The 12128-nt window shown below is 71.8% G+C and carries 10 protein-coding genes and 1 pseudogene; 5 read left to right on the top strand and 6 right to left on the bottom strand.

The window, feature by feature from the left end; all coding sequences use genetic code 11:
- The first annotated feature begins 191 nt into the window (after nt 1-191).
- Nucleotides 192-410 carry a hypothetical protein gene (locus AB0M27_RS15935; RefSeq protein ID WP_365722013.1) on the top strand — a complete coding sequence of 73 codons (219 nt, stop codon included), beginning with the start codon at nt 192-194 and terminating at the stop codon, nt 408-410.
- On the opposite strand, the gene moaA is transcribed toward AB0M27_RS15935, so the two are convergent.
- The 3 genes from moaA to AB0M27_RS15950 all read right to left on the bottom strand — a co-directional run bounded on the left by moaA (nt 407) and on the right by AB0M27_RS15950 (nt 3525).
- Nucleotides 407-1396 carry a GTP 3',8-cyclase MoaA gene (moaA, locus tag AB0M27_RS15940; RefSeq protein ID WP_365722015.1) on the bottom strand — a complete coding sequence of 330 codons (990 nt, stop codon included), beginning with the start codon at nt 1394-1396 and terminating at the stop codon, nt 407-409. The genes AB0M27_RS15935 and moaA overlap by 4 nt on opposite strands.
- Nucleotides 1397-1552: 156 nt before the next feature.
- The gene (locus tag AB0M27_RS15945; protein WP_365722017.1) at nt 1553-3172 is read right to left on the bottom strand and encodes a cation acetate symporter; all 1620 of its coding nucleotides are present in this window, start codon (nt 3170-3172) and stop codon (nt 1553-1555) included.
- Nucleotides 3169-3525 carry a DUF485 domain-containing protein gene (locus tag AB0M27_RS15950; protein WP_365722018.1) on the bottom strand — a complete coding sequence of 119 codons (357 nt, stop codon included), beginning with the start codon at nt 3523-3525 and terminating at the stop codon, nt 3169-3171. The genes AB0M27_RS15945 and AB0M27_RS15950 overlap by 4 nt, the downstream gene beginning before the upstream one ends.
- Before the next feature lie 258 nt (nt 3526-3783).
- Here AB0M27_RS15950 and AB0M27_RS15955 point away from each other — a divergent pair, with 258 nt between their 5' ends.
- From AB0M27_RS15955 to AB0M27_RS15970, 4 genes are all read left to right on the top strand, one after another.
- Complete coding sequence (locus AB0M27_RS15955) at nt 3784-5313, top strand: S8 family serine peptidase (RefSeq protein ID WP_365722019.1); 1530 nt, start codon at nt 3784-3786, stop codon at nt 5311-5313.
- Nucleotides 5314-5391: 78 nt separating this feature from the next.
- Entirely contained in the window at nt 5392-6915 is a 1524-nt protein-coding gene (locus AB0M27_RS15960; RefSeq protein ID WP_365722021.1) for a S8 family serine peptidase, read from the top strand.
- Between the two features lie 47 nt (nt 6916-6962).
- On the top strand, nt 6963-8339 hold the full coding sequence (locus tag AB0M27_RS15965) for a CoA transferase (protein ID WP_365722023.1): 1377 nt from the start codon (nt 6963-6965) through the stop codon (nt 8337-8339).
- 126 nt (nt 8340-8465) lie between these two features.
- Complete coding sequence (locus AB0M27_RS15970; protein WP_365722025.1) at nt 8466-9476, top strand: CopD family protein; 1011 nt, start codon at nt 8466-8468, stop codon at nt 9474-9476.
- Nucleotides 9477-9480: 4 nt separating this feature from the next.
- On the opposite strand, the gene AB0M27_RS15975 is transcribed toward AB0M27_RS15970, so the two are convergent.
- The 3 genes and pseudogenes from AB0M27_RS15975 to AB0M27_RS15985 form a co-directional block, all read right to left on the bottom strand.
- On the bottom strand, nt 9481-10530 hold the full coding sequence (locus AB0M27_RS15975; protein ID WP_365722027.1) for a zinc-dependent alcohol dehydrogenase family protein: 1050 nt from the start codon (nt 10528-10530) through the stop codon (nt 9481-9483).
- A gap of 114 nt (nt 10531-10644) precedes the next feature.
- Nucleotides 10645-11355 (bottom strand): VIT family protein, encoded by a 711-nt coding sequence (locus AB0M27_RS15980; RefSeq protein ID WP_365722029.1) that lies wholly within the window; start codon nt 11353-11355, stop codon nt 10645-10647.
- Nucleotides 11356-11393: 38 nt separating this feature from the next.
- Nucleotides 11394-12098, bottom strand: a pseudogene (locus tag AB0M27_RS15985) (amidohydrolase family protein); the annotation flags it as partial.
- Nucleotides 12099-12128 lie beyond the last annotated feature (30 nt).

A 12128-nucleotide genomic window follows, 5' to 3' on the forward strand; every position in this document is an offset into this window, starting at 1 on the left:
CGTCAAGCTCAAGAAAAGCTCAGATCAATCGTGCAGTTGCAGTGCCGGGCGACGGGGTAGCCGTGACATACTGCGTACGCGCTCCGCATCCCCCGTCGGAGCGACGGACCGACGCCGGGCAGCTCCCCCCGTGGCTGCTCGGCGTCGCCTTGTTCGGGACCCTTTCTGTACGACGAACCCGAGACGAACCTGTGAGTGACGAGACCCCGATCTGCTCCGCCAAGGGCTGCCGTGCCGCTGCCGTGTGGGTGCTTGCGTGGAACAACCCGAAGATCCACACGCCGGAGCGGCGCAAGACATGGCTCGCGTGCGAGGAGCATCGCGAGCATCTTTCGCAGTTCCTCGGAGTGCGAGGTTTCCTGAAGGACGTCGTGAGGTTCGCCGACTGGCGGGATCCCGAGGGGGACTAACCGCCGATCGCCGACATCGGTCGGTCCGGCTGCACGAACGACGGGTCGTCCAGTCCCGCTCCGGCCTTCTTCCCCCACATCGCCAGGTTCCAGATGCGGGCGATCTCCTCGTCGGGGGCATCGCTGCGGAGAGCTGCGCGCAGGTCCGTCTCCTCCGTCGCGAAGAGACAGGTGCGTATCTGGCCGTCGGCCGTGAGGCGGGTGCGGTCGCAGGCCGCGCAGAAGGGTCGGGTGACCGAGGCGATGACGCCGACCCGGTGCGGGCCGCCGTTCACCAGCCAGCGCTCCGCCGGGGCCGAGCCGCGCGCGTCGGCACCCTCGGGGGCGAGGTCGAAGCGGGTGCGCAGGGAGGTCAGGATGTCTCCGGCGGTGACCATGCCCTCGCGCTTCCAGCCGTGCTGGGCGTCCAGCGGCATCTGCTCGATGAACCGCAGTTCGTAGTCGTGCTCCACGGCCCAGGCCAGCAGGTCGGGGGCCTCGTCGTCGTTCAGGCCCGGCATCAGGACCGAGTTGACCTTGACGGGGGTCAGGCCGGCCTCGCGGGCGGCTTCGAGGCCTTCGAGGACGTCCTTGTGGCGGTCGCGGCGGGTCAGGGCCTTGAAGACGTCGGGGCGGAGGGTGTCCAGGGAGACGTTGACCCGGTCCAGGCCGGCGGCCTTCAGGGCGGTCGCGGTGCGCTTGAGGCCGATGCCGTTGGTGGTGAGGGACATCTGCGGACGGGGGGAGAGGGCCGCGACGCGCTCGACGATGCCGACCAGGCCGGGGCGCAGCAGGGGCTCGCCGCCGGTGAAGCGGACCTCCTCGATGCCGAGCATGCGCACGGCGATGTCGACGAGGCGGACGATCTCGTCGTCGGTGAGCAGATCGGGCTTGGCCAGCCACTGCAGACCCTCCTCGGGCATGCAGTACGTGCAGCGCAGATTGCAGCGGTCGGTCAGCGAGACCCTCAGGTCGGTGGCCACCCGGCCGTAGGTGTCGATGAGCACGTGGGGCCCCTCCCTCAATCCCGGATCACTTATTTTCCGTCACCTGCGAGCGTACGTGACGCCACTGACAACGACAGCGGCCCGATCCGACGAGGTACGACACGGCCGCGTCGTAGGACCATACAGTCCCGTCACGACGCGGCCGTCGTACGAACGTCAGTGCGCTCCGGTGCCGGTCAGGGACCGCACCTCCAGTTCGGCGTACTTGCCGGCGTCCGGGACCTCCTTGGACAGCAGGGTGCCCACGACGCCGAGCAGGAACCCGACCGGGATGGAGATGATGCCGGGGTTCTCCAGCGGGAACCAGTGGAAGTCGACATCGGGGAACATCGAGGCCGGGCTGCCGGAGACCACCGGGGAGAAGAGCACCAGGCCAACCGCGGTGACCAGGCCGCCGTAGATCGACCACAGGGCGCCCGAGGTGGTGAACCGCTTCCAGAACAGGCTGTAGAGGATGGTCGGCAGATTGGCGGAGGCCGCGACCGCGAAGGCGAGGGCGACCAGACCGGCCACGTTCAGGTCGCGGGCCAGGGCGCCGAGGACGATCGAGACCGCGCCGATGCCGACGGTCGCCCAGCGGGCCGCGCCGACCTCCTGCTTCTCCGTGGCCTGCCCCTTCTTGATGACGTTGGCGTAGATGTCGTGGGCGAAGGAGGACGACGAGGCCAAGGTGAGGCCCGCGACGACCGCCAGGATCGTTGCGAAGGCGACGGCCGAGATGGTGGCGAGCAGGATCGCGCCCCAGTTCGAGTCGACGCCGCCCAGATGCAGCGCCAAGAGGGGCGCCGCGGTGTTGCCCGCCTTGTTGGAGGCGATGATCTCGTCCGGTTTGATCAGCGCGGCGGCACCGAAGCCGAGGGCGAGGGTCATCAGGTAGAAGGCGCCGATCAGGCCGATCGCCCAGATGACCGACTTACGGGCGGCCTTTGCGGTCGGGACCGTGTAGAAGCGGATCAGGATGTGCGGCAGGCCCGCGGTGCCGAGGACCAGGGCGAGGCCGAGCGAGATGAAGTCCAGCTTGGTGGTGCCCGTGGCGCCGTACTTCAGACCGGGCTCCAGGAACGCCGAGCCCTTGCCGCTGTTGTCGGCGGCCTTGCCGAGCAGGTCGGAGATGTTGAAGTGGAACTTCAGCAGGACCAGGAAGGTCAGCAGCACGGCGCCGGCGATCAGCAGCACCGCCTTGACCATCTGGACCCACGTGGTGCCCTTCATGCCGCCGATGGTGACGTAGACGATCATCAGGAGGCCGACCAGGGCGACGATGCCGATCTTGCCACCGTCGCTGGTGATGCCGAGCAGGAGCGAGACGAGGACGCCCGCGCCCGCCATCTGGGCCAGCAGGTAGAAGATCGAGACCACGATGGTGGAGGTGCCGGCGGCCGTGCGGACCGGGCGCTGGCGCATGCGGTACGCCAGCACGTCACCCATGGTGTAGCGGCCGGAGTTGCGCAAGGGCTCGGCGACCAGGAGCAGGGCGACGAGCCAGGCGACGAGGAAGCCGATGGAGTACAGGAAGCCGTCGTAGCCGAACAGGGCGATGGCGCCGGCGATACCGAGGAAGGACGCGGCGGACATGTAGTCGCCGGAGACGGCGAGGCCGTTCTGGAAGCCGGTGAACTGGCGTCCGCCGGCGTAGAAGTCGGCGGCGTTCCTGGTCTGGCGGCCCGCCCAGATGGTGATGACGAGGGTCGCGGCGACGAACACCGCGAACAGGGTGATGATCAGCGTTCGGTGCTGGCTCGCCTCGCCGGCGGCCAGCGTGATCGCGAGACTCATGCGCCGCCCTCCATCCGGGACTTGATTGCCGCCGCCTTGGGGTCGAGCTTGGTGGCGGCGTGCCGTGCGTACCACCAGGCGATGAGGAAGGTGGTGAGGAACTGGGCGAGGCCCAGGACGAGGGCCACGTTGACGTTGCCGGCCACCTTGGTGCCCATGAAGCCGTCCGCGTAGTTGGAGAGCAGCACGTACAGCAGGTACCAGGCGGTGAAGGCGACGGCCAGCGGGAAGGCGAACGAGCGGTGGGCGCGGCGCAGTTCACCGAACTCCGCGCTCTGCTGCACCTCGGCGAACTCCTCGGTCGAGGGAAGTGGGGCCCCCGGTGTGGCGGGGGGCGGTGTCTCGGTGGCCACGGAGTCTCCTCGCGTTGCGGAAGCAATGACGACGGGGAGCTTGATCGTGCTGACGCTCCCTGCCAAGGTCCACGGCGCCACGCGAGAACCGGTTCAAGTCCTATGAGTTGTTTCGCAAGCGGTCTTGTTGAGCCATTGCCAAGTCATTGCTGATCGGTGAGCCGTGGAGATAGCTTCTGCCTGCACCACCCGCCATGTACCTGCCCGAGCACCACCTGTGACTCGGGCGGTTTCGTACCCGGATGATGTGGAGATCCCATGGTTCATCTGCGTTCCAGACGCCGGCTCGCGCTCGCCGTGCCCGTCGTGCTGTCGCTGACCGCCTCGCTCGGCTTCCTGCCGACGGCGGCCTCCGCGGCGCCCGAAGCGGCCAGGGCGGCGCGGGTGGCGGACGACGGACCGAGCCTCGCGTACGTGGTCAACACCCGCACGGATCACCGAACGATCGAGTCCGTGCAGCGGGAGATCCTGCGCAACGGCGGCTCGGTCGTGGCCAGTTACGACGAGATCGGCGTGCTCGTCGCCCACTCCGCGAACCCGGACTTCGCCGCGCGGATGCGCGCGGTCGGCGGCGTGGACTCGGCGGGCGCCACGCGTACCGCGCCGCTGAGTGCCGCGGGGACGACCGACGAGGGCGCGGTACAGGTCCTGTCGAAGGCGGACGCCGCGAAGCTCACCCAGGCCGCGGCCCCGGGTCAGGAGCCGCTCGAGGCGGACCAGTGGGACCTGCGGGCGATCGGCGCCGACCGGGCCGCGCGGATCAACCCGGGCAGCAGCAGCGTGACCGTCGGTGTCATCGACACGGGCGTGGACGACACCCACCCGGACATCGCCCCGAACTTCTCCGCCTCCCAGTCGGCGAACTGCGTGAGCGGCAAGGCGGACACGACCTACGGCGCGTGGCGCCCGGCGGACGCCGCCCACTACCACGGCACCCATGTGGCCGGCGAGATAGCCGCGGCCCGAAACGGCATAGGCGTGGCGGGTGTGGCGCCGGGCGTGAAGGTCGCGAGCATCACGGTGGCCCAGCCGGACTCGACACAGCTGTTCTACCCGGAGAGCGTGGTCTGCGCCTTCGTGTTCGCCGCCGATCACGGCATCCAGGTCACCAACAACAGCTACTACGTTGATCCGTGGCTGTACAACTGCATGGACGATCCGGATCAACGTGCCATCGTTGACGCGGTCAACAGGGCCCAGCTGTATGCACAGCGCAAGGGCACACTCAATGTGGCCTCCGCGGGCAACTCCAACGACGATCTCGACTCACACGCGCTCGTGGACGACTCCAGTCCCGACGACTCGACGACCACGACCCGCACGGTCGACCCCCACAAGTGCTTCGACGTGCCGACCCAGCTGCCCGGTGTGGTGACGGTGAGCGCGGTGGGCGTGAAGGGCGCCAAGTCGTACTACTCCAGCTACGGCCAGGGCGTGATCGACGTGGCGGGACCGGGCGGCGACAAGTACCAGATCCCGGACACGCCGTCGAAGAACGGCCGCATCCTGTCCACCCTGCCGAACGACCAGTACGGCTTCCTCCAGGGCACCTCGATGGCCTCCCCGCACGTGGCCGCGGTGGCCGCGCTGCTGAAGTCGGCCCATCCGGACGCCACTCCGGCCCAGCTGCAGGCCCTGCTGAAGGCCGAGGCGGACAACCCGGGCTGCCCGAGCGAGCCCTACGACGGCGACGGTGACGGGGTCGTGGACGCGACCTGCGTCGGCGGCAAGGACGTCAACGGCTTCTACGGCTTCGGCGTCGTCGACGCGCTGCGCGCAGTCAAGTAGCCGGTCAAGTCGCCGCGCTCCGCGCGGACTTCCCGCACGGCACGCTCGTACCGCGAACGAACTGGAGAGAACTGACCCATGACAGCGCCCAAGCCGCGCTTCCGCCGCGCCCTCGCGATCCCGGCCGGGATGGCCCTGGCCACGGCCCTGGCGTTCCTGCCGAACGTCACCGCGTCCGCGGCGGACAACACCCCGGCGGCCACCGCCGACGGGCCCATGCTCAGCTATGTCGTCAACGTCCGCCCCGGGAACGGTGTCTCGGCGCACGTGCAGCAGGCGGTCACCGGAGCCGGAGGTTCGGTGGTGATCGCGTACGACCAGATCGGCGTGATCGTCGTCCACTCCGCCAACCCGGACTTCGCCAAGGAGATCCGCACGGTGCGCGGGGTGGACTCGGCCGGTGCCACGCGCAACGCGCCGCTGCCCGCCCAGTCCACCACCGACGTCGGCACACCGAAGGTGCTCGGCGCCGAGCAGGTCGCCGAGGCCGGTGCCGAGGCGGCGGCGGGACAGGACCCACTGGAGCCGCTGCAGTGGGACCTGCCGGCCATCAAGGCGGACAAGGCGCACGAGAAGACGCTGGGCAGTCCGGACGTCACGGTCGCGGTCATCGACACCGGCGTGGACGACACCCACCCGGACATCGCGCCCAACTTCGACCGGGCCGCCTCCGCCAACTGCGTGTCCGGCAAGCCCGACACCACGGACGGCGCCTGGCGGCCGAGCACGTCGGAGAGCCCGCACGGTACGCACGTGGCGGGTGAGATCGCGGGTGCGAAGAACGGCGTCGGCATCACGGGCGTGGCGCCGGGCGTCAAGGTGGCCGGCATCAAGGTCGCCAACCCGAAGGGGTACTTCTACACCGAGGCCGTGGTCTGCGGCTTCGTGTGGGCGGCCGAGCACCACGTCGACGTGACCAACAACAGCTATTACACCGACCCGTGGTACTTCAACTGCACCACCGATCCGGACCAGAAGGCGCTGGTCGACGCGATCACGCGGGCCTCGCAGTACGCGGAGAAGAAGGGCACGGTCAACGTCGCCGCGGCCGGCAACGAGAACTACGACCTCGCGTCCGACTCGATCACCGACCCGGTCTCCCCGAACGACGGCACCGCGTCGGACCGCGTGATCGACCCGCACACCTGCTACGACATACCGACCCAGCTGCCGGGTGTCGTGACGGTCGCGGCGACGGGAGCGAAGGGCCTGAAGTCGTCCTTCTCCAACTACGGCCTCGGTGTGATCGACATCGCCGCACCCGGCGGCGACTCGACCGCCTACCAGAAGCCGGAGCCCCCGGCGACCAGCGGTCTCATCCTGGGCCCGCTGCCGGGCGGCAGGTGGGGCTACATGGCCGGTACGTCGATGGCGACGCCGCATGTCGTGGGTGTTGCCGCATTGATCAAGTCAACCCATCCACATGCCCCGGCCTCCCTGGTCAAGGCGCTGCTGTACGCGGAGGCCGACGCCACGCCGTGCACGGACCCGTACGACATCAACGGTGACGGCAAGGTCGACGCGGTGTGCGAGGGGGCGAAGAACTACAACGGCTTCTACGGCTTCGGTACGGCGGATGCGCTGGCCGCGGTGACCGAGTAGAGCGGTCCGCCCATATATTGATTCAGTCAATACTGCATAGTGCAGTCATGACTGGTATCAAGTCCGCATGGTCCGCACTGGGTGGCGATCCCGCCCAACTCGCACGGCTCACCACCGTGGTGCGGGAGGGCGCGCTCGAGGCGCGCCTTCCCGTACGGGAGCTCGCCCGTGCCTGTGTCGGCTCCTGTGCGCTGGCCGCCGCCGAACTGACGGCCCGACGCGCCGGGCTCGCCGAGGTGCCCGCCGTCCGGGTCGACGACGGCGCCGTGGCGACCGCCTTCCACAGTGAACGGCACCTGCTGGTCGACGGGCGGGCACCGGTCGCCTTCGCGCCGCTGTCGCGGTTCTGGCGGACGGCCGACGGCTGGGTGCGCACCCACGCCAACTATCCGCATCACCGGGCCCCGTTGCTCGGGGCGCTCGGCCTGCCGGCGGACGCCTCGCCGGAGACGGTGGCCGGCCGGCTCGCCGAGCGGTCCGCGCTGGAGGTCGAGGAGGCGGTGTACGGCGCCGGCGGCCTCGCCGTGGCCCTGCGCGCCCCGAAGGAGTGGGCCGCCACCGAGCAGGCCACCGAGGTGGCCGCACGCCCGCTGGTCGAGCGCGAGCGCCTCGACTCCACGCACGCGCGCGTGCTGGCCCCGCTCGATCCCGCCACCACTCCCCTGCTGCCCGCCGCCGGATTGCGCGTGCTGGACCTGACCCGGGTCCTCGCCGGCCCGGTCGCCACCCGCACCCTCGCCCTGCTCGGCGCGGACGTGCTCCGCGTGGACGCCCTCTGGCTGCCCGAACTCCCCGACCAGCACGCCGACACGGGCTTCGGGAAGCGGTCGGCGACGCTCGACCTCACCGCCGACCGCGACACCTTCGAGGAGCTGCTGGCCGCGGCCGACGTCGTTGTCACCGGCTACCGGCCGGGTGCCCTCGACCGGTTCGGGCTCTCGCCGCAGGCATTGGTCGCGCGCCGGCCCGGACTGGTCGTGGCGCAGATCTCGGCGTGGGGCGCGTACGGCCCCTGGGGCGGGCGGCGCGGCTTCGACAGCCTGGTGCAGGTCGCGACCGGCATCGCCGCGACCGAGGGCTCGGCCGAGCAGCCCGGGGCACTGCCCGCGCAGGCACTGGACCACGGCACCGGTTATCTCCTGGCGGCGGCCGTCCTGCGGGCGCTGACCGAGCAGTCGTACGACGGGGGCGGCCGCCTCGTGCGACTGGCACTGGCCCGCACCGCGCGCTGGCTGACCGACGAAATCCGGCCGACCGCGGCGACGGGTGCGCCGTACGAGGGCCCGGACGCCTGGCTGGCCGAGACGGACGGCCCGCTCGGCCGGCTGCGGCACGCGCGGCCGCCGGTGTCCTTCGCGGGCGGCCCCGCCGACTGGGCGCGGCCGCCGGTGCCGTGGGGGTCGGACAGCGCCCGCTGGCGGTGAGCGCGCGGGCGGCCGGAAACGGGTGAGCGCGCGGGCGGCCGGAAACGTATGTATGCGTGGAATTCCGTACTGCCAGTTGTTTTCCGGGACTTGCCCGGTTCTGCGGCGGCTGGCGAAGATCGCGGGGTGAGCTTGATACGACCGACCGCCGAGGCGACCGACGAGGAGGGCCCGGGGCGGCGGTCCGGCACCGGCCGGGCCGCCGCCCTCCTGATACTGGTGGCGCTGGGCGCCCTGATCCCCCTGCTCGGGCCGTCCGCGGCGCTGCACGGCACCGGGGAGGCCGCCGCGCCGGGGGTCGGTGGCATCGGGCTGCTGCGCACGGTGCTGTTCACCGCGCTGAGCGTGCCCCTCGGCGAGCTGTTCGTGCACCGGCTCGCCCGGCACCTGCCCGGTGTCCCGCCCGAACGGCCGCGCAGCTGGGCGCCGTTCGCGACAGCCGCCGGGTTCGTCGCCGCGCTGGCGCTCGCCTCGGTGGTGTCCGCCGGCAATCTGGTCCCGCACCGCCTCGCCCAGATCGACGTCGGCGGCCTGTACGGCTCCCGCGATGGCCGGCTGGCCCTGCTGGAGGTCAACGCCTTTCTACTGGCGGCCCTGTGCGCGTTCCTCAGGCGCCCGGCGGCCCAGGTCTGGCCGCTGGCCGCGGTGGTGGTCGCGGAGGCGCTGCGCGCCCACCCCACGACCGAGCCCAGCCCGCTGATCGGCTCGGGGCTGACGCTGGTGCACCTGACGTGCGCGGCGCTGTGGGCCGGCGGTCTGCCGCACGCCCTGCGGCTGATCCGGCTGTGGCACGGCGATCCGGCCGGGACCGCGCTGCTCGGCCTCTACGCGCGCGTGGCGGCCGTCCTGCTCGCCGCCATCACCGCGACCGGCGTGTGCAGTGCGCTGCGCCGCATGCCGCCGGCCACGATCGTGGACCAGCTGACGACGACGGCGTACGGCCGCACCCTGCTGGCCAAGGTCGTCCTGGTCGCCGCCGTCGCGCTGCTCGCCCTTTGGGCGCGGATCCGGCTGCGCCGCGCCGCCGCCCCGCTGACCGCGTACGCGCCCGCGCGGGCCGAGGTGATCGCCCTGGGCGCGGTCGTCGCGGTCTCGGGCCTGCTCACGGCGCTGCCGCTGCCGATCCGCTGGAGTTAGCGGGTCAGCGGTCGTTGGTGACCAGAACCTTGAGAGCGGTGCGCTGGTCCATCGCCTTGTAGCCCCCGGGCACGCCCTCGATGTCCACCGTCATGTCGAACACCGGCGAGGGGTCGATCGTGCCGTCGAGGACGTCGGGGAGCAGGTCCGGGATGTAGGCGCGGACCGGGGCGACGCCGCCGCGCAGGGCGATGTTCCGGTCGAACATGACGCCGAGGTCGAGGCCGGTGCCGCTGCCGTGCGGCACGCCCACGAAGCCGATCGCGCCGCCGTCGCGGGTGATGTTGACCGCCGTACGCATGGACTGTTCCGTGCCGACGGCCTCGACCACGGCGTGCGCGCCCTGGCCGCGGGTGAGTTCACGGACGGCCTCGACGGCGGCTTCCCCGCGCTCGGCGACGATGTCGGTGGCCCCGAAGCGGCGCGCGATGTCGGTGCGGACCTCGTGCCGGCCGAGCGCGATGATCCGCTCGGCGCCCAGCCGCTTGGCGGCCAGGACCGCGCACAGGCCGACCGCGCCGTCACCGACCACGGCGACCGTGGCGCCGGGGCGGGCGCCCGCGCCGAGGGCGGCGTGGTGGCCGGTGCCGAGGACGTCGGAGAGGGTCAGCAGCGCGGACAGCAGACGGTCGTCGGAGGCCGCGTCCTTCGGCAGCTGGACGAGGGTGCCGTCGGCGAACGGCACGCGCACGGCCTCGCCCTGGCCGCCGTCGTAGCCGACGGAGCCCCAGAAGCCGCCGTGCTCGCAGGACGTCGTCAGGCCCTCGCGGCAGTAGTCGCAGACGCCGTCGGACCACATGAACGGCGCGACCACCAGGTCACCGCGCCGGACGGTGCTCACCTCGGAACCGGTCTCCTCGACGATGCCGAGGAACTCGTGCCCGATGCGCTGCCCCGGCTGCCGGGCCGCCTCGCCCCGGTAGGCCCACAGGTCGCTGCCGCAGATGCAGGCGCGCAGCACCCGTACCACGGCGTCGGTGGGCAGCTGCGCCACGGGCTCGGGGACGTCCTCCACGCGCATGTCGAACGGGGCGTGAATGGTGGTGGCGCGCATGGCGAGGGTCCTTCTCGTGCGGGTCGGTGCGGGGCGCTCAGGGGGTGGTCGAGCGCACCTCACGGTACGCCGTCGCCGGGCCGGTCTGCGCGCTCAGGGTCCTCGGCCCGCGTGTCAGACGCCCGCCGCGCCCAGCAGGCTGCCCGCCGCGTAGGTGACCCCCATCGCCAGCGCCCCGCCCACCACGTTGCGCAGCACCGCGCGTCTCGGGTCCGCCGCGCCGAGCCTGGCGCTTTTCCAGCCGGTGAGGACGAGCGCGGCCAGGACGGAGACCACCGTCACACCCAGCCGCCAGCCCGCCGGGGGCAGGACGATGGCCAGCAGCGGCAGCAGCGCGCCCACCGTGAAGGCCAGGAAGCTCGCCCAGGCGGCGTGCCAGGGGTTGGTCAGCTCCTCCGGGTCGATACCGAGCTCCACGCGCGCGTGGGCCTTGAGCGGGTCCCGCGCGGTGAGCTGTTCGGCGGCCTCGCGGGCCACCTCGCGGGACAGTCCGCGTTCCTCCAGCAGCGTGGTCAGCTCTTGCAGCTCGGCCTCCGGCTGCTCCCGCAGTTCCCGCTTCTCCACGGCCAGCGCGGCCATCTCCGAGTCGCGCTGGGTGGAGACGGAGACGTACTCGCCGGCGGCCATGGACATCGACCCGGCGAGCAGGCCGGCCAGTCCGGCGGTGAGCAGGGCGGACCGGCTCTGGGTGGCGCCTGCCACGCCGACGACGATGCCCGCGGTGGAGACGATGCCGTCGTTCGCGCCGAGCACGGCGGCCCGCAGCCAGTTCAGCCGCGAGCCGAGCGCGCCCCCGTGGGCCTCTTCGTGGGTGGGATCCGTCACAGCAGGGAGGATCGCACTCCTGGGCTGCCACCTCCACATCACCACACCCGCAGTGAGGCTCCCCGAGCGACCACCGGGCTGGTCGCGTCCGCCGGAGGCCGGGTCAGTGGCTCGGCGACCTCCGCCGCCGTGGGCTCCGCCTTCGCCGCGGCGGTGTCGAGCAGGGCGATGCCGAAGCCGTAGACGCGGGCCGTGTTGCCGCCGAGCATGGCCCGCGACCTCCTCACGCGGCACGCCCGCGTAGGCGACGCGCAGGGCCTCGCGGGTGTAGGGATGGGTGCCCTCGTCGTGCGGGTAGTCACTGCCCCACATGATCTTGTCGACGCCGATGCGGTCCCACAGCGGCACCTCGTGCGGGCGCATGAAGCTGGCGCCGGCGAAGCAGTTGTCCCGCCACACCCGGGAGGGCGGCGCGCCCCTGCCCTCGGCGAGTCCGGTGCCGAACTTGGCCTCGGCGGTGCCGGCCTTCGTGGCCGCCGAGACCAGGCGGCCGTGATAGTGGTCCAGCATGCCGAGCACCCCGGGGATACAGCCGGAGCCCCGCTCGGTCGGGACCAGTCTCAGCTCGGTGTGCCGGCGGAAGGCGCCGCCGAAGACCAGATGCCACAGGGCGCGGTGGGAGAACCAGGTCGCCTCCACCATGAACACCGCGCGGGCGGCCGGTTCCTCGCCGAACGGCGGGGAGGCCGAGCCGGCGCGGCGGTTGACGGGACGCCGAGTTCCGCGCACGCGGCCCAGATCGGGGCGATCTCCCGCTCGGTCCGTGCGCCGTA

The sequence above is a fragment of the Streptomyces sp. NPDC052107 genome (genome assembly GCF_040680215.1).
Taxonomy (GTDB): domain Bacteria; phylum Actinomycetota; class Actinomycetes; order Streptomycetales; family Streptomycetaceae; genus Streptomyces.